At 31.8% G+C, this 24,141-nt stretch carries 21 protein-coding genes; 9 read left to right on the top strand and 12 right to left on the bottom strand.

What is annotated here, in order from left to right:
• Positions 1 to 12: 12 nt before the first annotated feature.
• Positions 13 to 1,227 (bottom strand): NAD(P)/FAD-dependent oxidoreductase, encoded by a 1,215-nt coding sequence (locus tag AC0N0V_RS12435; RefSeq protein WP_474458213.1) that lies wholly within the window; start codon positions 1,225 to 1,227, stop codon positions 13 to 15.
• A 252-nt stretch (positions 1,228 to 1,479) separates the two neighbouring features.
• The gene (eutH, locus tag AC0N0V_RS12440) at positions 1,480 to 2,583 is read right to left on the bottom strand and encodes an ethanolamine utilization protein EutH (protein ID WP_474458214.1); all 1,104 of its coding nucleotides are present in this window, start codon (positions 2,581 to 2,583) and stop codon (positions 1,480 to 1,482) included.
• Between the two features lie 490 nt (positions 2,584 to 3,073).
• On the opposite strand from eutH, the gene AC0N0V_RS12445 reads away from it, so the two are divergent.
• The 3 genes from AC0N0V_RS12445 (at position 3,074) to AC0N0V_RS12455 (ending at position 5,258) form a co-directional block, all read left to right on the top strand.
• Entirely contained in the window at positions 3,074 to 3,691 is a 618-nt protein-coding gene (locus tag AC0N0V_RS12445) for a HutD family protein (protein WP_474458215.1), read from the top strand.
• Between the two features lie 425 nt (positions 3,692 to 4,116).
• Positions 4,117 to 4,677, top strand: coding sequence for a DUF3841 domain-containing protein (locus tag AC0N0V_RS12450; protein WP_474458216.1), 561 nt, complete (start codon positions 4,117 to 4,119; stop codon positions 4,675 to 4,677).
• Positions 4,653 to 5,258: a DUF3841 domain-containing protein gene (locus AC0N0V_RS12455; protein ID WP_474458217.1), complete on the top strand. Its 606-nt coding sequence runs from the start codon at positions 4,653 to 4,655 to the stop codon at positions 5,256 to 5,258. The genes AC0N0V_RS12450 and AC0N0V_RS12455 overlap by 25 nt, the downstream gene beginning before the upstream one ends.
• Positions 5,259 to 5,600: 342 nt before the next feature.
• Here the strand turns inward: AC0N0V_RS12455 and AC0N0V_RS12460 are convergent, their stop codons facing one another.
• The 5 genes from AC0N0V_RS12460 to AC0N0V_RS12480 form a co-directional block, all read right to left on the bottom strand.
• On the bottom strand, positions 5,601 to 5,858 hold the full coding sequence (locus tag AC0N0V_RS12460; RefSeq protein ID WP_474458219.1) for a hypothetical protein: 258 nt from the start codon (positions 5,856 to 5,858) through the stop codon (positions 5,601 to 5,603).
• Positions 5,859 to 5,934: 76 nt separating this feature from the next.
• Positions 5,935 to 6,465 (bottom strand): NUDIX hydrolase, encoded by a 531-nt coding sequence (locus tag AC0N0V_RS12465; protein ID WP_474458221.1) that lies wholly within the window; start codon positions 6,463 to 6,465, stop codon positions 5,935 to 5,937.
• A gap of 269 nt (positions 6,466 to 6,734) precedes the next feature.
• A complete protein-coding gene (locus AC0N0V_RS12470) occupies positions 6,735 to 7,538 on the bottom strand; it encodes a lipid II flippase Amj family protein (protein ID WP_474458223.1) in 804 nt (267 codons plus the stop codon).
• Positions 7,539 to 7,670: 132 nt separating this feature from the next.
• Positions 7,671 to 8,363 carry a permease prefix domain 1-containing protein gene (locus tag AC0N0V_RS12475; protein WP_474458224.1) on the bottom strand — a complete coding sequence of 231 codons (693 nt, stop codon included), beginning with the start codon at positions 8,361 to 8,363 and terminating at the stop codon, positions 7,671 to 7,673.
• Positions 8,351 to 8,686, bottom strand: coding sequence for a PadR family transcriptional regulator (locus AC0N0V_RS12480; RefSeq protein WP_474458226.1), 336 nt, complete (start codon positions 8,684 to 8,686; stop codon positions 8,351 to 8,353). The genes AC0N0V_RS12475 and AC0N0V_RS12480 overlap by 13 nt, the downstream gene beginning before the upstream one ends.
• Before the next feature lie 81 nt (positions 8,687 to 8,767).
• Between AC0N0V_RS12480 and AC0N0V_RS12485 the strand changes: the two genes are divergently transcribed.
• Complete coding sequence (locus tag AC0N0V_RS12485; RefSeq protein WP_474464523.1) at positions 8,768 to 9,127, top strand: multicopper oxidase domain-containing protein; 360 nt, start codon at positions 8,768 to 8,770, stop codon at positions 9,125 to 9,127.
• A 41-nt stretch (positions 9,128 to 9,168) separates the two neighbouring features.
• On the opposite strand, the gene AC0N0V_RS12490 is transcribed toward AC0N0V_RS12485, so the two are convergent.
• Positions 9,169 to 9,891, bottom strand: coding sequence for a YetF domain-containing protein (locus AC0N0V_RS12490; protein WP_474458228.1), 723 nt, complete (start codon positions 9,889 to 9,891; stop codon positions 9,169 to 9,171).
• A 417-nt stretch (positions 9,892 to 10,308) separates the two neighbouring features.
• Between AC0N0V_RS12490 and AC0N0V_RS12495 the strand changes: the two genes are divergently transcribed.
• Positions 10,309 to 11,625 carry a pyridoxal phosphate-dependent aminotransferase gene (locus tag AC0N0V_RS12495; RefSeq protein WP_474458229.1) on the top strand — a complete coding sequence of 439 codons (1,317 nt, stop codon included), beginning with the start codon at positions 10,309 to 10,311 and terminating at the stop codon, positions 11,623 to 11,625.
• A gap of 217 nt (positions 11,626 to 11,842) precedes the next feature.
• Here AC0N0V_RS12495 and AC0N0V_RS12500 read toward each other — a convergent pair whose 3' ends face one another.
• Entirely contained in the window at positions 11,843 to 12,811 is a 969-nt protein-coding gene (locus AC0N0V_RS12500) for a beta-ketoacyl-ACP synthase III (RefSeq protein WP_474458230.1), read from the bottom strand.
• Between the two features lie 645 nt (positions 12,812 to 13,456).
• On the opposite strand from AC0N0V_RS12500, the gene AC0N0V_RS12505 reads away from it, so the two are divergent.
• Together AC0N0V_RS12505 and rsmH are read left to right on the top strand one after the other, a co-directional pair.
• Positions 13,457 to 13,615 carry a hypothetical protein gene (locus AC0N0V_RS12505; RefSeq protein WP_474458232.1) on the top strand — a complete coding sequence of 53 codons (159 nt, stop codon included), beginning with the start codon at positions 13,457 to 13,459 and terminating at the stop codon, positions 13,613 to 13,615.
• A gap of 119 nt (positions 13,616 to 13,734) precedes the next feature.
• Entirely contained in the window at positions 13,735 to 14,799 is a 1,065-nt protein-coding gene (rsmH, locus tag AC0N0V_RS12510) for a 16S rRNA (cytosine(1402)-N(4))-methyltransferase RsmH (protein WP_474458234.1), read from the top strand.
• A 600-nt stretch (positions 14,800 to 15,399) separates the two neighbouring features.
• Here rsmH and AC0N0V_RS12515 read toward each other — a convergent pair.
• The 3 genes from AC0N0V_RS12515 to AC0N0V_RS12525 all read right to left on the bottom strand — a co-directional run bounded on the left by AC0N0V_RS12515 (position 15,400) and on the right by AC0N0V_RS12525 (position 21,013).
• Complete coding sequence (locus AC0N0V_RS12515; RefSeq protein ID WP_474458236.1) at positions 15,400 to 16,974, bottom strand: DEAD/DEAH box helicase; 1,575 nt, start codon at positions 16,972 to 16,974, stop codon at positions 15,400 to 15,402.
• A gap of 153 nt (positions 16,975 to 17,127) precedes the next feature.
• On the bottom strand, positions 17,128 to 17,319 hold the full coding sequence (locus AC0N0V_RS12520) for a cold-shock protein (protein ID WP_474458238.1): 192 nt from the start codon (positions 17,317 to 17,319) through the stop codon (positions 17,128 to 17,130).
• Positions 17,320 to 18,013: 694 nt separating this feature from the next.
• Positions 18,014 to 21,013, bottom strand: a complete 3,000-nt coding sequence (locus AC0N0V_RS12525; RefSeq protein WP_474458240.1) for a helicase C-terminal domain-containing protein — start codon at positions 21,011 to 21,013, stop codon at positions 18,014 to 18,016.
• A gap of 533 nt (positions 21,014 to 21,546) precedes the next feature.
• On the opposite strand from AC0N0V_RS12525, the gene AC0N0V_RS12530 reads away from it, so the two are divergent.
• On the top strand, positions 21,547 to 22,038 hold the full coding sequence (locus tag AC0N0V_RS12530; protein ID WP_474458242.1) for a hypothetical protein: 492 nt from the start codon (positions 21,547 to 21,549) through the stop codon (positions 22,036 to 22,038).
• A 266-nt stretch (positions 22,039 to 22,304) separates the two neighbouring features.
• A complete protein-coding gene (locus tag AC0N0V_RS12535) occupies positions 22,305 to 23,987 on the top strand; it encodes an alpha-keto acid decarboxylase family protein (RefSeq protein ID WP_474458243.1) in 1,683 nt (560 codons plus the stop codon).
• Positions 23,988 to 24,141: the final 154 nt, after the last annotated feature.

The raw sequence follows: 24,141 nt of genomic DNA on the forward strand, positions 1-24,141 counted from the left end.
TAAATTGTGATCTCATGAGTCAAATCTACCTACTTTAAAAAGATGTAGATCTTCATGGACTTCTCCTAAATATAATTTACTGAGCATCATCCCACCTAGTACAGCAAATAAAATACCATTTGCCCCATATCCTAAGCAGTACCATAACTTAGAATTATTCGGATCTTTCCCTAGGAAACCTAAGTTATCTTGAGTAGATGCAAAAGCCCCACAATATCTATACTCTATCTCCATATTTAGATTTGGAAATAAATTTTTCAGTCTTTGCTCTAACTTACCATAATTTTTATTACATAATTCTTCGTTAAATATATCTGGTAGAAAATTTATATCCTCTCCACCAATTATTATTCTATTATCACTAGTTGTTCTTAAGTAATTGTAAGGGTCTTCATTGTCTCTAACAATTACCCCTTTGTATATATCTTCTATATTATTTATTGGCCTAGTTGAAACATTAAAGGTAGTAGTTTTGGTTCCGAAGGCTCTTTTAGTAAAAAGACCTGTGTTATATCCAGTAGCCACAATAATAATTTTACCTTTAACTTTATGTCCATATGTAGTTTCTACAGTAACCCCATTTTCACTATACTTAACGTCTACAACTTCTGTATTTTCGTATACTCTCGATCCTTTTTCACAGCTTACCTTAAGCAAAGCATGAGTAAATCTATAAGGATCAAATTGAGCTCCTCCACCTTTGCTTAATACACCAGCCTTTACATCAAAAGAAAATGGATTATTGTCTTTATTAATAAATTCTACGGTTAATCCATTTTCCTTTCTAAACTTATACTCTTCTTCAATTTCCTTTTTTTCTATATCTTTAGCTGTATATAGAAAACTATCTACTCTTTTAAAATCACAGGTATTTCCATATTCATTTATAAACTCTTCAATTTCATCTAATGCCTTTATTCCGAGTTCATATGACCTTAAAATATTGCCCATGGATGTATATGACTTTAACTCCATGGCATTGCTATCAAGCTCATATTGAAGAAGTGAAGTTGTTATGCTAGTACTCCCATGAGCTATTCTTGACTTCTCTAAAATAACATTATTAATATTATTTTTAGTAAAATAATACCCTAAAATTGCTCCAGTTACTCCCCCTCCTACTATTATCACATCTGTATCTATATCCTCTGCTAAATACTCATACTGTTTAGTTAATTTATTAATTCTCGTAAAAATACAATCTCCTTGTACATACTGTATATTCATAATAATTACCTACTTTCTTATATCTCTGCCTTAATTTAATGCCTTCCATATTGATTTCTCCAATAGCCCATGGCATGGCAATTATATGTTTTTACAATTATTATTTGCTGAAGCTTATAGAGTATACACTAATAAAGATATACCCTCTAGATAATTCTAATAGTAATGACATTATGTTTTGTATAAGATAAGAAATAATAAAAGGAACCTGAGAACTTTTTCTCATACAAAGTTCTCAGGTTCCTACAAATTTTAAGCTACAGCTTTTGAAGTTTCAACATTATTATTTACTTCACGGTTATATATCCATAGAGCCACAGGTATACTACATATGCCCCCTATAAGTTTAGACAAAATAAATCCTTTTACCATTTGTGGAGCCACACCTGATACGAAGCCAAACTGCCCTCCAAACATAAATGCACCACTTACTCCATAAGCAGTACAGATAACTTTACCTTTTGGATCCATATCTTTGAATGTACAAAACACTAATAAATTACTTGCCAAATTGCCGAACAATCCTGTTACAGATACTCCGTTAATGCCTATTTTTTTACCAAGCTTATCAAAATAATTTTTAAAAACATAGTTTATAGCGGCAAGCATAGGATATGACCCACCTAAAACTAATGCCATTTTACCGATAAGATTAAGTCCTTCCGAAAAAGGAAGTAATCCAGAAAGAGTTTTTATATGAAATATAACCTCTATTCCTTGAAGAATTAATCCTATAACACTAATAGATATTATTGACTTCCCAAAAGCATTAAATACTTTCATTAAAGTATCTGGAACTCTTAAAAGTGCGGTACCAATAAGAAGTGAAAATAACATTACTGGAAAATTGCTCCATAGTAATTCTTTATAATTTAATCCCTGGCATACTCCCCCAACTATACAGGCTATAGGGATAGTTACCATACCGGCCATAATTCCCATAGAAAAATATTTTTCATCTTTTTTAGGAATCATCCCCATACCAAGCGGTATCGTAAAGCTTACAGTAGTACCTAAACTTGATGCTAAAATAATCCCTGAGAATAATCCAATATTACTATTTAAAGCTAAATCTCTTGCTACCTGATATCCGCCCATTTCTGTAGTCAATAAAGACCCTGCAAATATAGAAGGGTCAAAGTGAAGCATATTAAATATAGGAATAACGGCTGCACCTAACACTTTTGAAATCATTGGAGCTAGAGAATAAATTCCTATCATACTAAGGGCTAACACTCCCATTGACTTTACCCCTTCTTCAAATTTTTCTCCAAGCTTAAACTTATTTCCAAAAACATAATCAATTCCACTAATCACAAAAAAACTACCTATTATGTATAATATTATGTTACTCATTTTTTCCTCTACTCTTCCACATTAAAAATATTTTATCTGTTTGTCCTTTTTATAATCTTAAGTTCACAAACCCCACTTAGCCTAAATTTACCATAGGTTCAGTCTCACTATAATATTAAGTCAGGTTTTTGTCAATAAATTATGAGATATTTGGTATATTGTATTTTGGCGCAAATCTAGGGAATGTGTTATTTAAAGCCAATAATCCAAGTATATGACCTTTTCACTGTCATATTGCACATCATGTTTCCAACAACTTTACCGATGAAGCTGGTGGCATGTTCACCACTTTAGTTTACAAATCATAAAAAGCTCCAAAAAGATAGACAATTAAATTAGAGTTCTCTTAGAGACGCCAAAAGAACTAGACACAAGATCAGGTAAATTTTATGAATCTAATATCTCGAACGCTCGTTAACTTAATTGATTATATATATATCTTTTAATATAATGAACATAAAAGATATATAAGAAGAGGTGCAATTAATATATGAAATATAATGTAGAATTACTAAGGCAAGAAAATTATAAGCCAACATTTTGGTCTGGAGGCATGGCTACAGAATTGACAACATATCCGTTAAACTCTGATTATGCCAGTAAAAACTTTTTATGGAGGCTCGGAGTTGCTAAAATCGATATACCAGAATCTACTTTTAGCAGTCTACCAAAAGTTTCCCGTAAATTTATGGTTATAGAAGGAAAAATAACACTTGACCATGAAAGTAAATACAAGAAACAACTTAACGCCTTTGAGCAAGACGAATTTATGGGCGATTGGAAAACTAAAACTTATGGTAAAGCTTCTGTTTTTAATTTAATGACAAGGGAAAATTATAATGGTGAATTACTTCATCTTAATATCAGTCCTAGCAAACAGCTTAAATTCGAATATAAAACTCCATTATATAAAGATTTAGCGGCAATTTGTTTTTACACTGTAAATGGTGGGTTTAACTCTACTATTAATGATAGAGTTTTTGAAACCGTAAAAAATGATTTAGTTTTAATTAACTGTGTGGATTCAAGCCATACTCATGAGTTTATGCTTTCTAACAATACTTCAGAAATTACTAATATAATAGTAAGCATAATTTATCGTAATTAGCTTATCTAGCTCTAAATTACCTTTACATACCCCCCATCTTTTTATTCTATTTTGTTGGTTTTATCACTTACAATAATAAAACAGTCTATTAATTTAACATTTACCAATCATGGTTACTTTTAAAGCGCGATTGATAATTTAAATGAATTATGCTAATATTTAGGTAAATACCATTATTCAAACAACTTGCTTATCACTTGAAATATGATATACAATACTGAAATTTTAAATTAGGAAATTTCATGTCAATTCAAGGACATCGTTTTTTGTGATAAGCCAATCCATAAATAAGCAATCCCAACCGTTAATAAAAAAACAAACTTTAGATCTTTTGGTAGTGGAAATGTTGCGGTTAACTCAGCAATGGTCGCAGGAAAAAGGCCTCAAAAACTACCGACCAAATGTTAGAGTAAGAAGGAGGATCAATGAATAATAAAATAAGAGTATGGACTAGACAAGATGAAAATATTCTTCATGTATTAGAAAAGGACGGAAGATATATAGTAAAAAAAGAATATATTGAACAAAAAATGGAGGATTGTTCTAGATTTTATCTTGACATATACTCATGGTATACGGGAAAAGCTAAAGATATAGTAGTCAAACCCCCAGACGTACAGTATCCAATTTGGGTTTCATTAAGCAGTGATTATATGCTCCAGCAGGTTCCAGGTACTGTTATACTTGAACTTTTGGTTGACAAGGATTCGGTAATAATAGTAGATTCTGAAAAGTGGGATAGAATAGTTAATTACTGGTATGTACCTTTAACTAAAAAGGATGAAGAAGATTATGATAAAAAACTTAAGAACTATGGAATAACCAACAGCTCTAATGTATACTTAAGTAACTTTTATCCTCATCTAAAAAAAGAAGTAATTAAAAGTTGGGACAGGCTTTTTGATAATTCATATTCTTTATCAAGTTTATACCAAGGAACTATTTGGGAGGTGAAAAAGGAATGGGTACAGAAGGTGGTAAGGTAAGGCTTTACACATCACAAAGCACTGAGGTAGTTAACCTTTTGAAGAAACAAAATGTATGCTATGTAAGAAGAGAATACATTGTAAAAAAGTATCAAGGGGTTTCCGGTATATTTTTGGAGGCATACAATTGGTATATAAGTAGAGCACGGAATATTGTAAAAATACCTGAACATGCTGAGTATCCATTTTGGACATTTACTAAAGCAGATTATGCTGGGTTGTATCCGGGCAGCTACCTGCTTACTATTGAGGTACCTATTGAGGAAGTGATTTTTTTCAAAGTTGAAGATTGGAACAAAGTTTTAAATCTGAAATATTTGGATGTGGATAAAGAAGATGAAAAAAATCATAATGATATGTTAGCTAAACAGAATATTTCTATCGAGTCTGATATATTTACCAAGCCTTTTTATCCATATTTGAAATCAAAAGTGAAAAAAAGCTGGGATAACTTATTTAAATATGATGAGTTAATAAAATCAGGAGCTATGCAGAAATCAGATTTGCAAGCAGGTCTATGGGAACTTAGAAAAGAGTGGATTATTGATATTAAAGGAGATAATGAAGATATTTGTATATAGCCAATTGAAATTTAGCAGGTGGCAAAGTTAATTTTGCCGCCCGTTTGCCATTCATGTATAAGTTTTAAAAAACCGGTCAAGGTAGATCCACCCCTCTCAAACCGGCTTCAGTAGAGCTTTACTAATCATCATAACTATTAAAGGAAACATTCCAAAACATGTAAAAGAATTTACTGTAATGAAGTAAATCCTTTTTAAATGCTTATATATAAAAAATCTATGATATTTATTATAAGTTTCATCCTTGCTAACTGTATTTCCTTAATATAAATTAAGTCGTTTTAATTTACTATTATTTAGATATCGTAGATTTATGTTTGATAAACCTTATACGAATACTATTTACTTATTAATAAAATATCCAGTAAGAGAAGTAAGTAACCATATTAGTAAAACACACCACTCTATAATAGTCATTTTTTTGTCTTTTCCTTTAATATTTTTTTCTTTATTGCGATTAATGATATTAACAAGTAGTATCACGAAAAGGCCACCTCTCAATGCATCAATGGGCAATATATTAATCAAAACTAAAATATTAATAAAACTAGAAATTAAATATAGACTTAAATATGTATAACTCAATTTATTAGCATTCATAGTAACCACTCCCCATAAAACTATACTCAATTAAATTCGCAACTAATAACCACTACGTCTCTTAATAAATTTCTACTTACTTTGTCTTTTCTCTAACATATTTCTTTAAAGCATTAATATGCATAGGGTAAAATATACTTTCATCCTTTTCTAATAACATTTTTAAATCTTGCACTGAAATCCATCTAATATTCACTGATTCATCAGACTGCTTTAACAATTCACCTTTTGCCTTGCAAATAAACGTCTGCAACATAATAGAATAAACACCACTTAAATTTTGTGAAGAATAAAATGGATTAAAACTTACAACCGTATACCCATTACATTTACATGTCACAGTTTCTTTTTCTCCTTGTATTTCAGTTAACTCTAATCCTGTTTCTTCCCACACCTCTCTACGTAAACCATCAAAAATATTTTCATATTCTCTTATTTTCCCCGCAGGAATTTCAATAAGCCCATCTTCTTCAGCATCATTTGCTTTACATCTTTCTTGAATTAAAATATAATTAACACCTTCATTTACTTTCTCTATTATTGCACCAGCCGCTGGTCTAGCAAATATTTCTGTCACACTACCCACATCCTTTTCTATTTTTATCATTTATTAACTTCGCAACAACTTACTATTTTAACTCAACCAACGGTAACTATATCATATTTATCTAGTATTGTATGGTTATTTCTGTAACAAAAGTAAAATATCTTACATTTTTAACACTGTATTATTCAATTTTCAAAGAACATCGTTCGTATTTTAATTTTCAATGGTTCTGTCGCCTTATTTTCAAATCAAGTCATAAACTCTGTGTAAGATTGAAAATATTTTCCATGCTATAATTTAGATTTAACTACACAAATTCATATGCTCCTTTAAAGTAGCTTTGCAATAATTACTATTAGGTTTGAAGCAGGAATTAATATTAACTGTGCTAATATGCTCCCTATAATCAATCCACCGACGATAAAAATTATACAGCGATTAAATTCTAATTCTGTGCACTCTCCTCTTATTACATCATCTGTTATCATAGATAAATAAGGATCAATAAATATAACCATAAATATCGTTGAAATGCTATTAATTACTGCTGATAAAGTGCTGCATGTAGTTCTTAAATTTGGACTTAGGCATCCGGCATACAACGCAGATAAGATGCTTACACTTGATATAGAAAATGCAATCATATTAAGTAAAATTACTTTCCTAGGGGTTTTGCGAAAATTTCTTAGTTCAGACAAGTTTTCTTTTTTAGGAATTGAAATACTATTCTTAAATTGCTCAATCCCTGATTTTGAGAATGCATGCACTATTAGTTTAGGCAAAGATCGATAAACACTGAATGATATAACTAATCTAGTGAATACTTTTATAAAAGTTGGCATTAAAATTGCGCCTGTTATCGTAGCTAGTGTAATAGAAAAAAGTATCCATCTAAAAATATAGAGTAAATTATTAGATTGTCCTGTATTTATACCATTTTCAATAGTTTTTGCTAGTAGTGGCGATTGAATGGTATTAGCTGTTCTTTGTATCAATATAAAAACGTTAAATACAGCAAAAGACACCGCAATTCTGCCAGTTCTTACCCCTACAACTCTTGCACAATAGGCCAGTGTTCCTATTATATAAATAATAAAAGTTAAAATAAAAACCAAGTATATCTGAACTGTCATTTTTCTTACCACCTTATATATTCATTAGTTTCATATTTAAATTATTATAATTTTATTATCAACCTATAATAATGTCACGATGCAGACTTATCTATTTGTTTCTTATATCAAACAGATGAGTCTGCATCCTATTTAATTTCTTGATCTTTTAAACGATAGTAACATAAAGATTAAGCATAATGTTATTGACCAAATAGTAATGAATATATTTCTGTCAATCTGTATTTTATACATACCAGCTTCTTGTTGTATAATATTATTTAATGAAAAAGAATCTATTACATTAAATCCTAAAGAATTCATAATACTTAATATTAAGATGATGAACACCAATAATATTCTTTTAGAAATAAATAAATAGTTAAAAGTAGATTGAATTTTTAATAGCAACTCATACTTTGGTGTAAATAAAAAATATAAAAGTATTATTGAAATAATTACACTTATTATCAATCTTAAATATGGAACTCTGTTAATATAAGATGCATTTATACTATATATATAGTTTGTAAAAAATAAAGAACAAGTAAGTATTAATTGTTGAATAAAATAAATCAATATATATCCAGCAAGAAGCCACGCTACTCTTTTGAGATATATTGATTTTGTATTTATTTTGGTGAACTCACTACTAAGCAGTTCTACCGAGCCAAGTCTGCTAGTGGCAATATAAAAAGCTTCTTCTTCAGTTAAATCTTTCTCCTTTAAAATATCTATTTCCTCCAACAAATGACTTTCCAATTCCTCAATATCAGAATTTGTAAAGGAATTACTATTAGATAGTTTTTGTTTCCAAATTTCTATTGAACCTTTTAGTTGGAACATAAAGAATACCCCCAAATACTATTTAAAGTAGAATTAACTATTTTCCATTGTGATTTTTCAATTTCCAAAGCTTCTAAACCTAGCGCTGTTATTCTGTAATATTTTCTTTTTCTTCCATCGACAACCTTCCATTCACTCTCAACCAATCCACCCTCACATAACTTTTTTAATACAGGGTAAAGCGTACCATCTTTCCATATGATATTACTATCTGAAAGTTCCTGGATATTCTTTATAATTTCATAGCCGTAACTTTCTTTTTTAGATAATAATGAAAGTATAAGTGGTCTTGAGGATGCAGCTATTAAATCTTTAGAAATCAAAATAATACCTCCTTACATAGAACTTCTATGTAAGCATTATACATCGATGTTCTATGTATATCAAGTAAAATATGTAAATTTATACAATACAGACAAGGTGGATGGGTAAACATAAGAGTAGAAAATAAATTAGATAAGCCTACTACCTTACACGTACATGGTCTTTCAAAGCCGAATTCACAAGGCGAAGCACCCGATATATATCCAAGTACTCCTAAGATTACGTCAGGTGAAAGTTTCACTTACAAATTTTTAGCATGGCAGGAGAGAACTTTCTTCTACCATGCTACGATAGAACAGCAAGCAGCACAGGGACTTATAGGTGCTTTTGTAGTTTTGCCAAAAGAGAACAGTATTGTAGATAAGCGGATTCCGTATAAATACTATGTGTTATTATTGCAACGATGGGAAATACCTCAACTAGAGTCAGGAAAGGTTTGATAGAAACCCAAGTAAGACTAGTATATTAATCTGTTTCATTCCTACTCAATACCATATTTACCATGAGGTTCACTGTTATTTTTAGATTTTTTTGAGATATGTAACTTTTTCGTGTTATCTAAACCTGCATAAAATACCTCAGAAGCATCTTTGATATTTTGGCTATTAAGCTGTGTAGTAAGCCAATTCATATCTAATCCTACACTAGTTAGGTTTTCCTCCATTACAATTCCATCTATTATTATATCTCTTGTGAGACCTGAACTTGTTGTTTGAATATTCATATCCTTAGGTGTAAGCGGTTGTTTATCTGCTTTTGGCAACACAGATACTTCTCCATCTGTTTCCATTATTGCAAACTCCACATCAGCCAAGTTAAAAGTATTCTTTTCTCTTAACTTCATCATTAATTCATTAATTGTTAATTTTATATTCTTCATATTTTCCTCTACAATAATTCCATTTTCAACTAAAGTAACTGGTTCAGAGTTTATTAACTTTCTTAGTCTAAAGCTTTTAACGTGTAAATATCCTGATGTTACTGTTAGGATAGATAAGGTTACAAATGCTGTTGTAGCAGATATTGATGTAAACTGTTGCCCCACAACTGCATTTGCAACTATTGAACCCATTGATACTCCCATAATAAAATCAAAAAACGTCATTTGAGAAATAAGTTTCCTGCCCATAACTCTAGTCAAAAACAATGCTAAAATATAGACTAAAATACCTCTCATTAATGTGTCTAATAGAGCCTTTTCCATATATGTAATTCCTCCTTAAATCTTTTTAATAATCCACTTAAATGCCTTTATAGTTATTATCACCTACTATAAAGTTAATTATATTAAAAAATTCACTATTACATATATGCTAAAGTAATAACTAAACCAATGGATACTTTTTTAATTTTTATCATATAAATATTTGTAATACTCTATTTCTATAGTCCCCCTTAATACAGTTTTGTGGAAAGAGATATTTACTGTTTTCCGAAAATTAACTTACTCCTATTAGATAATATATCATCAGAAAATAACTTTTTTGTTAAAGTTAATAAAAAAAAGTGAAATTAACACCAATTGATGTTAAAATGATATTGGGGAACGAAAGTTATAGTGTAGCACATAAGTTAATGTGCTGAGAAAATCAAAAATACTTTATGAAAAGGGGTTTTAATAATGAATAAACCAATATTATCAGCTCACTTCGAATCAAGGATACCATCCGATGTTCGATTGGCACAAATGAAATATGAGGAGCGTGAAGTTAAGCCTGAAGCAGTAATCAATGTAGGTATCGGTAATGTTTCTCTTCCTACAAACCCTGCTATGCAGAAAAGAATGTTTGAACTTGGCGCACCTGAAAGCCCATTTGCAAAGGGTGTTGTAAGATATTCAACTACTGCTGGTTTTGAAGAGTGCCAAGATGCATTTAAGAACATCCTTAAGTGTGAAGGCTTTGATACAAGCAAATTGTTCGTTCAGGTAACTGACGGAGGATCTACTGCTATGGAATTGCTATTAATTGGTGTTTGTGGTGCTGCAGCAACTGGCGACAAGCCACTTATGGTAATCGACCCAGCCTACACTAATTATATTTCTTTTGCAGAAAGAATCGCACGTAAAATAGTTACAGTACAACGTAATTTAGGCGAGACCGGCACATTCAGTCTTCCAGAACTTGATAAAATTGAAGAGTCAATTAAAGCACATAATCCTGGAGCACTTCTTGTAATACCTTATGACAATCCTACAGGACAGTACTATGATTATGAAACACTTAAGCAACTAGCTGGATTGTGCGTGAAGTACAATATGTGGATGGTAAGTGATGAGGCTTATAGAGAGCTCTACTATGAAGAAGGCGGCGAACTTGTGAGCATCTGGGGAATCACTGATGCAGATGTACCTGGAATCGAAGGCAGAAGAATCAGTATCGAAACTGCATCAAAGGTATGGAATGCTTGTGGTTTAAGAATCGGTGCATTAATCACAGATAATGCTGAATTCAACAATCGTTCTATAGCAGAATATACTGCAAACCTTTGTGCAAACGTAATCGGTCAATATATATTCGGTGCATTAGCACATGAAAGCAAGGAACAAATTGCTGACTGGTGCCAGAATATTAGAGAATACTACAAAAAACAAATAATGACAGTATATAACGGTCTTAAAGAGCAGGAGCCTAAGTTAATCGTTTCCAGTCCTGCTGCATCAATTTACTCAGTAATTGATGTTAGAAATGTAGTAAAGCCTGGCTTTGATGCAATTGACTTTGTTCTATACTGTGCAGGTAAAGGATCCGTTAACATAGATGGAGTTGAAACTACACTTCTTGTAGCACCTATGAAGGGATTCTATAATGTTAAACAAGGTGAGCAAAATCCAGGAAGCACACAATTCCGTATTTCCTTTGTAGAAACTCCTGAAAAACTAGCAAAGGTTCCTGAGTTATTTGTTAAACTTTTAAGACAGTTTGAAGAGCAAAGATAGGAAACAGAACATATAGTTCCAATTTCAATCATGACCGCCGGTTATCCGGCGGTTTGTTTTTCCCCTGTTAGAATATGAAATTTCTTTTCACATTAGAAGAAGACGGCGTATTTTAAGGAACTGTGCCTTAAAATATGCCGTCTCTTTTATGATTGTTCAAATATCGTGGATTTACGATTAGTGAAACATTTAAAAGAAAACTTACGAATCTTTAACATTACCACTCAAGCAGAATAGCACCTGAAGAAAGTCCACCACCAAAAGCCACAAACAAAATCAAATCGCCTCGGTTAATAAGATTGTTTCTAACCATTTCATCAAGTGCAATTGGGATACTTGCTGATGTGGTATTACCGATTTTTTCTATATTAAGAAAGAATTTATTTATATCTATTTCCATAGTTTTAGCAGCCGAATCTATAATTCTTTTATTTGCCTGATGTGGCACAATAAACTTTATATCGTCCAATGAAATGTTAGCCTTTTGGGTCACAATTTCAACTGCATCAGTCAATGCTCTTACAGCAAAACGCATTACATTTTGACCTTTCATTTTAACTTTTGTATTCTCTTTTTGTTCATTATTATAAAAAGGTGTTTTATCCAATACATTCTTGCAGGATAAAGCCTCATCCTTATCTATTATATTATTGAGATAAGATGAAATTATTCCTCTTTTTTCAGTGTTTGATAGAACTACAGCACCTGCACCATCTCCAAAAACTACACAGGTAGACCTATCACTCCAATCTAATATCTGGCTGTTAACATCAGAACCAACAACTATTGCATTTTTATATCCACAATTTTTCATCATACTCTCAGCAATAGTTACTGCATATACGAAACCTGAACAATTACCATTCATATCAAATGCAACAGCACTTTCAATTTCTAATTCTTTTTGAATATTTGCAGCTACCATAGGTACAGAAGTATCTGGAGTAACAGTTGCACACACTATTAAATCAATATCGTTAGGTTCTAATCCACTATTTTTCAATGCAAGCTTTGCGGCTTTTGCTCCCATATAAGTAGTTGTTTCATATGTAGCTATATGCCTATTCTTAATTCCAGAACGAGATGCTATCCATTCGTCACTAGTATCCAAAAATTCAGTCATATCATCATTAGATACTATTAATTCTGGCAAATAACTACCTGTTGATATAATTTGTATTGACATATTCCGCTCCTTCCAGTTTAGATATATTCACGCCTTATCTAAACATTCATATAAATAATAACATTGCATAAACTCAATCTACTGTGCCGTTTTCTTAAAAAGTTCAATATTACACCATACAATTACAATGGTTTTAGGCAGGTTAAAATAAACAGACCTTCAAATTTGCAAAATCACATTTAATATTACCAGTATCATTATAATTGTTTCATAAACAGAATTCTTGGCATTAGATAAATTTTATTATATAATTATTCTTTTGTACTTAATGCATTTTATTCATTGATTTTAATTATCAACTGATTACTTTTATCAATTGTCTTATAGTTTTATAATACTCTTCTTCTCCTAAAAACACAAAACTGAAAACGTTTTATATTATGAACAATTGATTAATAATTAGTTAATGATGTGTGAACTTTGTGTAGATGTATTTGAACTGTTTACGAAAATATATAAATAACTTATGTATTTTCTGAATATATTAATCCTTTATCATTCAGAAAAGTATTTTCCTCAGCTAACCTTGGAAAGAGCCATAAGGTGTCTATTTACGCAGTCTATACAGTCTCATAATTATTTAAATGTCAGTATTAATACCAGTAGGTTCCGTTTCAGTGAAACAAGAAATTTGTGATAAGACCTATGGCAAACTTAAAAATGCTAAGGAAATATAAAATCTTATGTGGGTTTACAGCCAACAATTCTGCAGTGCTGAAATTTGAATCATCTCTAATTGTAAAAGAAGAAGATATAGATTACTTTATAGAAGTCTTAAACAAAGAAGATACTTTTGAATATTAAATAGACATTTAACCAGAAAATTAGACTCTAAATTGTTGGTATTGCTTCAATAAACTGCATCTGCTATTATATAATTTGTAACAAAAGTACAAAATATATTATAAAAACGAGGTAAGAAAATGAGCGCAGATAACACATTGGATGAGAAAGAGCCTAAACATCAGAGACGTACTCGATATAAAGGCACTCACCCTAAGAATTTCAAAGAAAAATACAAGGAACTGCAGCCTGAGAAATATTCTGATGATGTAGCAAAGATTATTCAGAAGGGCTGCACTCCTGCCGGTATGCATATTTCAATTTGCGTTAAAGAAATATTGGAATTTCTACAAATCACACCGGGCCAAACCGGTTTAGATGCAACACTAGGTTATGGCGGCCATACTTTAGAGATGCTTAAATGTTTAGATTCAAAGGGGCACTTGTATGCAATTGATGTAGATCCCATTGAATTACCACGCACTAAAGAACGTTTAGAACGTTTGGGTTATGGCTCCGAAGTTTTAGAGATTAAGCAATTGAATTTTTCCCAAATAGATCAAATCACTTCTGAATCAGAGTCATTTAATTTTGTATTGGCGGATTTGGGGGTTTCTTCCATGCAAATAGACAATCCTGAAAGAGGGTTTACATTTAAGGCTGAAGGGCCATTGGATTTAAGGCTTAATCCAAAAACGGGTACCTCTGCAGCAGATCTTTTAAAAGAAATGACATTATTCGAAATAGAAGATATGCTCATTGAGAATGCTGACGAGCCTCATTCTGCACCAATCGCTCGCGCCATTCTTTCCAGCATAAAAAAAGGTATTGATATATCCACAACAAAGCAGCTCCGAAATATCATCAAAGATGCTCTGAAATATGTGCCAAAAGTCAAAGAGGATGACATTAAAAAATCCTGTCAGCGAACCTTTCAAGCGCTGCGAATTAATGTCAATAAGGAGTTCGAAGTGTTAGATGAATTTTTAGAAAAACTTCCGAATGTTTTAGCGACCGGTGGGCGCGTTGCCATACTTACATTTCACTCAGGAGAAGACCGCCGCGTTAAAAAATCTTTTCAACACTTTTTCCGTGAAGGCGTTTACTCAGATATAGCACGTGAGCCAATTCGTCCATCAGCTGGAGAATGTCGTGCCAATAGTCGTGCAAGTTGTGCTAAATTGCGTTGGGCAATCAAAGCATAAGGTGTAATTGACCTTACTACATCTGTCTGAAAATCCCAATAAAAAATTGAATTTCGCAAGTACGGAATCCAGTTTTTTATTGGGATTTTTCATATCAATTGATGACCTTCTATCCTACATTTTAATTGAAAGAAAAGCCCTTTTATCTGAATCACTAGTTGAGGTAAAATATGTTTCAATAGGTTGTCTAATCTTTTCAATCATAGTTTTTCTCCTTTATATAACTTTTTTATTTTATTTCTCCCATATTGTGTACGTGGAATATTTTTAATAGTAACAGGTATAACCTGACCACACTACGTCATGTTTTATTCTCCTCTATTCAAAAATGAAAATATTGTTTAGAGGAAATGGTGAGAAGAATAACGCATACTTTCATTAGAAAATCACATAATATTATTAAGTTATGTGATTTATACTTTATATGTTACGAAATTTGAAAAGGACTGCACATAAGCAATCCTTTATGTCGGTTTATCTTACATTATTGACACTTTTGGCTATAGCATCAAGTATGTTTTATGTGAAATTTATTCTCTACTTAACCAATCTTCAGTCCATTTCAGTGAAGGTATATAGATAATAAAACTCTTGCTTAGGTTATCCCTTTGATTTTGTTGAAATTTCAATATTTAACCTTCTTCCAGCGAACCTCTTTCCACTGCAATGCTTTATTATAGATTCTGCTGCTGCCTCTGTTACATTTACAAAAGAAAATTTTTCAAGAATATCAATATCTCCAACATCTTCTTTGTTTACACTAGCAGTTTCATTAAAGAATTCCACTAACATCTTTGGATTAATTTTATCCATGCGTCCTACAGTTAAAAATAATCTCTTATTTTCTGACGCTGAACCTATTGCATTTTCAGTGTAGTCATAGCTCACCTCTTTACTGTATAGCATATGCATTAAAGCGGCTGCTACTTCCACAAGGCTAAACTCCTCATCAAGCTCTGTAGCCAGTGGAATAAATCTCTTATAGCTATCCTCCTCCAAGGTTTCTTTTATCCTCGATAACATATTTTTATACTTGGAAACAAATATTTCATCTACTGTTGGAATCTCTCTTCTTCTTATTTTACTCTTCGTGGCCTTTTCAATATGTTTAAGAGATGTATATTCCCTTGCAGTAACCAGTGTGTAGGCAACACCTTCCTTATTTGCTCTACCAGTTCTACCAATTCTATGAACATAAGATTCTACATCCTGAGGTAAATCGTAATTTATTACATGAGTTACATTTTCAACATCTATGCCTCTTGCAGCTACATCAGTAGCTATCAGAAACTCCGTAGCTCCCTCTTTAAACCTTCTCAAGGCATTTATTCTCTGGTTTTGGTTCATGTCACCATGCATTCCTTCAGCACCATAGCCTCTACTCTGTAAGCCTTCCACCAGCTCATCCACGCCTCTCTTAGTCTTGCAAAAGATAATAGCGGAGGAAGGTTCCTCTACATCGAGTATCCTGCAAAGTGATTCAAATCTCTCCCTGCTTTTAACTTCATAATAGTACTGGTCCACTGAGGATACCGTCATTGTACCTTTTGAAATAGCTATATGTTTCGCTTCGGGTTTCATATATCTTTTAGCAAGCTTTTTGATCTCTTCAGGCATTGTGGCTGAAAACAACATTGTCTGCCTGTCTTTGTTAGAATTTTTTATTATTTCTTCTATATCATCAATAAAACCCATGTTAAGCATTTCGTCCGCTTCATCCAATACAAGGAATCGAATAGCGCTTAAATCTAAGACCTTTCTTCTAATTAAGTCAAGCACTCTTCCTGGAGTACCTACCACTATATCTATGCCTCTACGCAAAGCAGAAATCTGCCTTTCAATAGGTTGCCCGCCATATACAGGAATTAGTTTAACTTTTGTAAATTTAGCTATACGATTGAGTTCGTCATTTACCTGAATAGCAAGTTCTCTTGTAGGAGTTAGTATGATACTATTTATCTTCCCCTCTGACCTGTCAAACATGCTCAAGATTGGCGCTGCAAATGCCAATGTCTTTCCAGTTCCAGTTTGCGCCTGCCCGATTACATCGTGCCCTTCTAAGAGAATCGGTATTACCTCAGCTTGAATCTTTGAGGGTTCCTCAAATCCCATTACATCTAAAGCTTTAAGAATATTCTCGTCAAGACCTAATTCGCTAAATCCTTTACTTTCCATAGTAACCCTTCTTTCTGTTTTTCTTTTTAGTATTTGTAATTTTAAAAATTTAATAAATTAATTTAACAAAAAACCACCTTGATAAAGGTGGTAAAATTAGTGATTATATATTTTGGTTATTATATACTATAAAACTATATCTCAAAGATATGTTTAAAGTTTTTCAACATTGGTTGCCTGAGGGCCTTTTGCACCTGTTTCAACATCAAATTGAACCTTATCTCCTTCTTGAAGGCTAAATCCACGAAGTGCTGAAGAATGAACAAAAACGTCTTTTTCTCCCTCAGTTTCAATAAAGCCGAATCCCTTTTCTGTGTTGAAAAATTTTACTGTACCTGTTTTCATAATTATCCTCCTTAGAAAAACACTATTTTTTTGATATATGAGATTTATATCACCTATATTTTTGTTTGAGATTATCAAGTAGAGCGCTATTATCAAAAACAAGTAATTTTTTTGTTTTTCTGCTCATCTTTGTCTCACTCATTATTTAGTATCTCTATTACTTCATCAAATAATGCACTTTAAAATTCATAATTTATATGAAAAGGCATACTTTATTTATTAGCATTAACTCACTTTTGCACATTTAATTAACCAAGATAGCCTAAATAGCACATCAATACTACACCAAAACATAAAACAATTACATAACAGCCAAAATAAAGAAATTTACTATTGTTTTTCTGTGACTTACATATTCAACTGGCTTTTTTGCCACAAAAGAATAAATAATACGCGAAACGAAGTAAGAGGAGTCTTTATCTTTCCAGAATCCTCTTCAAATTAAATATAAATATGCGTACTAAAAAACGGATAATACAATTTGCAACTTTATTATTGAAAACATTTGAAACATGTATTAGTTGGGTGTTGATTTTTGTATAAAGGTCTGCACAGAAACATTGATAAATATAATGGCGACACTTAGCAGTCCAAGAACTCCTACCAGTAAAGCAAAGAACCCAAAGCTGCCTCTTCTTAGTACAAATAAACTACGTGGAAACTTCCTTAGTATCATCAAAAATAATCGTCGTCTCTAAATAATATCCTTAAAATACTGGGTTATTTTTGTTCTATTTACTGCACCTAATTTTACTGATTCACCATTAATATAAATATTTACTCCGTTAACTAAATAGATATTTACATCATACTTCAGATTTCTTTTACTATACTCTAGAGACATAAATTCGTTTATAAACTCTTGAACTCTTTCAAGGTTTATATTCTTCTTGCACCTCTTTTCCTCTGAAATGGCTTTCTTTAAGGAATGTTTAACTTCTTTCATTATTTTATAAAGATTTATTTGTTTCCATCTTGTTACCCTCAGCTTTAAATCTCTAAAGATTTCATTCCCTTCTTTTCTAATAATAGGAACTCCATGAAGCTGATTTTCAAGTTTTTTTACTGTGGCGTTGTTACTATCAAATTTGCTCATAATAAATAGAGAACCATAGTCATACTCAGTTCTTATAATTCTTCCGTAAATTTGCTTTAAATCTATAGATACTATTGGGAAATTCACTTTTGCATAGGCCTGCCAATAGTTTTTTCCTCTTTCAATTTGATTTTCTATTAAAGACTTATAAAAGGGCTCCTTACTATTCACATTTGGTACTTTATCTAAAATCACTGTGGTCATGATATCCCCCGGAATATCTATCCCTTCAAAATATCCCTTTGACCCTAGTAGAATATATCTTTCATCTCTAGATTTCAATTTTTCTATATCCTTTTTCCCATCTACCACAGTTACGCCTAAAGTTTTCAAATTTTCTGAGGCCTCTTCTTTAAAAGCCTCAAGTCTTTTTCTACTGGTGAAAAGAATAATAACATTACCATCAACCTCAGATAAAAGTTCTATAACAAACTTCTTCATTTCTTCTGAAAATGTGCCGACATCATTAGGATCAATATTCTCTATAGCATAGACTGCACTCTTACCTTTATAGTCAAACACAGGTTTTATAGGGGGAACTTCTACTATCTCTTTATTCTGTGACTTTACAATATTTATTCCTAAGGTGTTTTTTAAACTATTGTATCCATTATCCGAACTTAAAGTCGCAGATACAAAAAGGCAGCTCTTAGCACCATTTAGAACTTTTTCGTAAAAAGCACCTGATACATCTAAAGGGATACTTGATATCTTCCACCACTTAAAGAATTTGTCTACTTCAAAGTAAAAACAATAGCCTTCCTCACTTTGAAGCACTACATCCTCTATGAGTCTATTATAGCTATTTATACCTTCCACTTTTTCTATTAATATTTTAAGACGTTTATCCTTTTCAAGAGTAGATATCGCCTTTAAAACAGATACGGCTTTCTCTAAATTTACATTTAAACTACTTAGATTCTCCTTAAGATATTCCAAATATCTTATTATACTTGCTATCTTAGGATTGTCTTTATTTAAATGCTCCTTGATATTGTAATCTTTGCTTATACCACTAGTAGAAATATAGTTTTCAAAGGCGGCTTTAATATTGTAAACCTGACGTACACACTGCTCTATCCATGATTCTATCTCGCTTAAAGGCAAAGCGTCCTTTTTAGTTCTTTTTGATAAATAATATAAGTATCCGCTTTTTTCTGTGCTATTATATATCTCTTTTAGATATCTTTCAAATTCATAAGAAACTAGAGAACTTTCAAAAGCATCATAGGCCTCCTGAGTGAGATTATGTGCTTCGTCTACCACAATATTTTCAAGAGGAAGGATACCTTTGTAGGGCCACTTTAATAATAAGGAATGATTTACAACAATAAGCTGAGACTCCTTTAAGGACTCCACCCTTGCTGCATAATAACACCGGTCCTTATACTTACAAACACCCACATCGCAAAGCTCTGAGTCGCAATTACACTCATTTATTAAGGAGTTTAAGTTTAATCTTTCTATTATGATAGGGTTTATTTCTTCTACCTCTCCAATTCCCTTTTCACTTATTAGTCTTTTCAAATAAACATAGCCAATAAGAGTTTTCATATCCTTTGGATATTCTATATCTCCAAATCTATCCAAACAGAGATAATTACTTTTCCCTTTTATCAAGGTATAGCTTACATCCCTCTTTAAATTTAAAGCTTCTAAAAGATTAGGAATATCCTTCTCTACCAACTGATTTTGCAGCCCTTTTGTGTTAGTAGATATAATAACTTTTTCTTCTTTAAGATATGTATATATTGAAGCTGGAAGCAAATAAGCCATGCTTTTTCCGAGGCCAGTTGGTGCTTCCATTATTGTAATTTTTCCTTCTTCTAGCCCTTCTCGTATAAATTTTGACGCATCTTTCTGCTGTGGTCTTAAGCTGTATCCTTTTCCATTTCTTCTCCAAATCTCTCCCTTTTCAAAAAGTTTTTCATAATCTTTCAGTGCAAAAACAGGATATGGTTCAGTGACTTTCTTTTCGAGTTCAGAAGGTTTATTTTCTATGAAGCCTTTTACATGCTCCATATTTACCTTTGTAAGATACTTATACCAACACCATACTTCAAGTTCTGTAAGGCTCATTGGTAGTGAATACCCATTTTCATAAAAAAAGCTGCTGATTGCATAATTAAGCATCATGATTATATCTTCTGCATAACTAAGGACTCTACTGTTTTCTTCCTTATAATTATGAATAAACTTCTTTAATAAATATTGGAGATTGAAGTCCGTAAGCTCTGGAAAAAGTATGGCCAGAAGCTCTATTGAATCCAAAAATTCATTGTCTACCTTAAGAAAATTCTCTTCAAAGACTTCATTATGATAAACTAACGGAAGGTCCTCTACAAAAAGTAATAATTTTTTTATAGCATCTTTTAACTGTGGTGCTCTATCTAGTTCTTTTTGAGTAATTCCTCTTAATAGTTCAGAAACACTTAATGCTACTAATTTATTTGGATTAACTAAAGTACTAAACTTTGTAACAACCTTATCTTTTATCTTGACAGCACATATCTTTATAATTTTATGGCTTTTATCATTAGCACCATTGGTTTCTATATCTAAAAATATTACGTTATTTAATATACTGTATGGTTTCATATCTTATCTTTAGCGAGAGAGTGTATAGCAAGTACCAAACTCTCATTAAAACTCACTTCCTTTCTTTTTATACTACTTTATGTGTATAACATATTAATAACTTTGTTGATAATTCGTCATATAAGACTTTCTAATTGTTTTTTAGTTTTACTCTACATAGTAATTTTAACTCTTAATTTGAATTTGTACCTATCTTACTGTTATGGCTTTGTAAAATATTAATATTCAGTTACCGTAGGTTTACGATTGATTAGTAAAATAAGAATATTACGGTTTAACTAACTATACATTATTCTTGGCAGTAAAAACTCATATAATCATCCTCTTGTTGTTAATTTTATATGTTCATGTTGTATATAAGGAACTTAATCTATCTTTAAATAGCTATATTTGTGCGTAGACTGGATATAATGCTTATTTTATACTATCCATAATTATCAGTAACATTTCAATAACTTAATCATATAATGCTATTAGTTTAGTAGGTCTGTACACCTATTAAATTAATAACAAAAGTTTAAGGAGATGTTGTTATGCCTAGAAATAAGCATACTCACCATAATAAGCAAACAACTCATACAACTGATAACACCACTAATAATACAACCCATACTACTAATAATATCACACGTAATCAAGAAGTTTTCGAAGAATTTGTATTTGATGAAGTTAGAGTAGCAAATATAACTCTCAGTAAAGTAAGAGAAACAAATTTGGCAGATCTTAAAATACGCGTTGATGCTGATGACTTTGTATTATTAACTGCAACTGTAGGCTGGAAACCAAATGCTGAAGATGTAACTGTTATATTTAGAATTCGCAGAGATGGAACTGAAATAGTTAGCACAAGAGACAGTGCTGAACAAGAGGACCCTCAAATACAAACTTTCAGAACCACAAGTTTTTCTTGGGTAGATAAACCAGGTTCAGGAAAGCATCACTATGTTTTAACTGCACAAGTTATTACAGGAGCTGCAACAGTTGTAGGACCAATAGTATTAACTGCAACTGAAATTGAAGGATAATATCTGATAAACATGGTATTCCCTACCTATTAGTTAGGGAATACCTACTATAGTTATTTCATTGAAACTAAAGAATTGATTTCCCATGTTCATCACAACATGAAGAGAATCAGTTGAACTACTTTCCACAGAATTAAGACTTATTCAAGCACTTTATCGTATAACTCAATGATTCTGGTAATAATAAATTAAGGTTCAAATTTATATTGACAGAATTATTGTGCAAAAGGCTAAAGAAACTATTTTAAAACTACGGAGGATAAAAAATGGCTGAGAATAGTAAAAATTCATCTAATTTAAAGCAGACTATTGGTTATTATTTATTTGATTATCTAAACAAGGAAGGCATTACAGAAATTTTTGGAGTTCCAGGCGATTATAACTTTTCACTTCTAGATATTCTTGAAAAGTATGAAGGTACAAATTTCATTAATTGTCATAATGAATTAAATGCTGGATACGCAGCTGATGCCTACGCAAGAGTTAAGGGAATAAGTGCCTTAATAACTACTTTTGGAGTAGGTGAATTAAGTGCTTGTAATGCTATTGCAGGCTCCTACGCAGAAAATGTGCCTGTTATTCATATAGTTGGAGGCCCCAAAACAAGGGATCAGCAAGAACATAAACAAATGCACCACACCTTATTAGATGGTGACTTTGATGTTTTTAGAAAAGTTTATGAACACTTGACTGAATACACAGCAACAATAACTCCTGAAAATGCAGCTTTTGAGATTAAGGCAGCTATTCAAAAAGCAAAGGAAACAAAAAAACCTGTATACCTGCTTATAGCAACTGATGTTGCCAATCAACCTATAATCAATAGAGATGTTAACCCTATGACTAAGCAGACAAATCAAAATTCCTTACAGGCCGCAATACAACATATAGGTACGGTAATAAACCAAGCACAAAGACCGGTTCTTATTTCTGGCATTAACGTATCAAGATATAACCTTCAGACTCAAGTTCAGCAGTTAGTAGATAAACTGAACCTGCCTGTGGCCACTATGCTGATGGGCAAAGGTTCATTTGATGAGAGTCATAAGAACTTTATTGGACTATATGCTGGAGATCTTGGAAGCAAAGAAGTTCAGAACATAGTTGAAGCTTCTGACTGTATTTTAGCTGTTGGTACTATGTGGTCGGACTACAATACTGGTTCCTTTACTGCAAAGTTAAATCCTTTAAATATTATAGAGATTCATTCTGATCATGTGAAGGTAGGTATGGCAGTATATGAAAATATATTAATACAAGATATGCTAAATGAACTTTTGACAAGGATTAATAAAAAAACAGACTATGTTAGAGCTGCAGCTTCACCTTATAATGATGACAATATATCATTAGATGAGGATGTTTCCTCAAAATATTATTATCCACGCTTTCAAAAAATGCTTAAAGAAAATGACATACTCATTGCAGATACTGGTACTCTTGAGTTTGGAATATCACAATTGAAACTACCAAAAGGCGCAACATATATAACTCAGGGTGGTTGGGGCAGTATAGGTTACGGAACCCCTGCAGCCTTTGGTGCCTGTTTAGCAGCAAAAAACAGACGTGTAATCCTGTTTGTGGGAGATGGCTCTAATCAAATGACTGTTCAAGAGTTTAGCTCTATGCTGAATAATAATTGTAAACCTATTATATTTTTGGTTAACAACAAAGAATACACCATCGAAAAATATCTTAATGTAGCTGAAAAAAACACTCATTATAATGATTTACCTTCCTGGGACTACTCAAAGCTAATAGAAGCCTTTGGAGGAGACTCATATACAGCAAAGGTTTATACAAATGGAGAACTTGACGAAGCAATTAAGCAGGCAGAAACTCAGTGTAATGAAAGATTGTGCTTAATTGAAATATTTGCTCCTAAAATGGATGCTCCACCTATGATTCATAAGATGACAAAGATGCTTGAAATTCAAAAAACATCATAAATAGAGTAGTGCGATAGAGTTGAACATTTCCCTATCGCACTTTTATTCTTTGATCCTTATTATTTTATTTAGTTAATCTCTTATCATAGTTTAAAGGATAATAAAATAAAAAAACCGTATTTCTTCAATACAGCCATATGTGTTCCTGGGTTGC

The organism is Clostridium sp. CS1-1 (assembly GCF_056135525.1).

What these genes read in the sequence shown, in the direction of transcription:
- AC0N0V_RS12500 (WP_474458230.1), bottom strand. Translation starts at nt 12,811, where the DNA reads ATGTCAATACAAATTATATCAACAGGTAGTTATTTGCCAGAATTAATA.
- AC0N0V_RS12515 (WP_474458236.1), bottom strand. Translation starts at nt 16,974, where the DNA reads ATGGAAAGTAAAGGATTTAGCGAATTAGGTCTTGACGAGAATATTCTT.
- AC0N0V_RS12535 (WP_474458243.1), top strand. Translation starts at nt 22,305, where the DNA reads ATGGCTGAGAATAGTAAAAATTCATCTAATTTAAAGCAGACTATTGGT.
- AC0N0V_RS12525 (WP_474458240.1), bottom strand. Translation starts at nt 21,013, where the DNA reads ATGAAACCATACAGTATATTAAATAACGTAATATTTTTAGATATAGAA.
- eutH (WP_474458214.1), bottom strand. Translation starts at nt 2,583, where the DNA reads ATGAGTAACATAATATTATACATAATAGGTAGTTTTTTTGTGATTAGT.
- AC0N0V_RS12470 (WP_474458223.1), bottom strand. Translation starts at nt 7,538, where the DNA reads ATGACAGTTCAGATATACTTGGTTTTTATTTTAACTTTTATTATTTAT.
- AC0N0V_RS12490 (WP_474458228.1), bottom strand. Translation starts at nt 9,891, where the DNA reads ATGGAAAAGGCTCTATTAGACACATTAATGAGAGGTATTTTAGTCTAT.
- AC0N0V_RS12455 (WP_474458217.1), top strand. Translation starts at nt 4,653, where the DNA reads ATGGGTACAGAAGGTGGTAAGGTAAGGCTTTACACATCACAAAGCACT.
- AC0N0V_RS12530 (WP_474458242.1), top strand. Translation starts at nt 21,547, where the DNA reads ATGCCTAGAAATAAGCATACTCACCATAATAAGCAAACAACTCATACA.
- AC0N0V_RS12445 (WP_474458215.1), top strand. Translation starts at nt 3,074, where the DNA reads ATGAAATATAATGTAGAATTACTAAGGCAAGAAAATTATAAGCCAACA.
- AC0N0V_RS12450 (WP_474458216.1), top strand. Translation starts at nt 4,117, where the DNA reads ATGAATAATAAAATAAGAGTATGGACTAGACAAGATGAAAATATTCTT.
- AC0N0V_RS12505 (WP_474458232.1), top strand. Translation starts at nt 13,457, where the DNA reads ATGGCAAACTTAAAAATGCTAAGGAAATATAAAATCTTATGTGGGTTT.
- AC0N0V_RS12495 (WP_474458229.1), top strand. Translation starts at nt 10,309, where the DNA reads ATGAATAAACCAATATTATCAGCTCACTTCGAATCAAGGATACCATCC.
- rsmH (WP_474458234.1), top strand. Translation starts at nt 13,735, where the DNA reads ATGAGCGCAGATAACACATTGGATGAGAAAGAGCCTAAACATCAGAGA.
- AC0N0V_RS12520 (WP_474458238.1), bottom strand. Translation starts at nt 17,319, where the DNA reads ATGAAAACAGGTACAGTAAAATTTTTCAACACAGAAAAGGGATTCGGC.
- AC0N0V_RS12435 (WP_474458213.1), bottom strand. Translation starts at nt 1,227, where the DNA reads ATGAATATACAGTATGTACAAGGAGATTGTATTTTTACGAGAATTAAT.
- AC0N0V_RS12460 (WP_474458219.1), bottom strand. Translation starts at nt 5,858, where the DNA reads ATGAATGCTAATAAATTGAGTTATACATATTTAAGTCTATATTTAATT.
- AC0N0V_RS12475 (WP_474458224.1), bottom strand. Translation starts at nt 8,363, where the DNA reads ATGTTCCAACTAAAAGGTTCAATAGAAATTTGGAAACAAAAACTATCT.
- AC0N0V_RS12465 (WP_474458221.1), bottom strand. Translation starts at nt 6,465, where the DNA reads ATGATAAAAATAGAAAAGGATGTGGGTAGTGTGACAGAAATATTTGCT.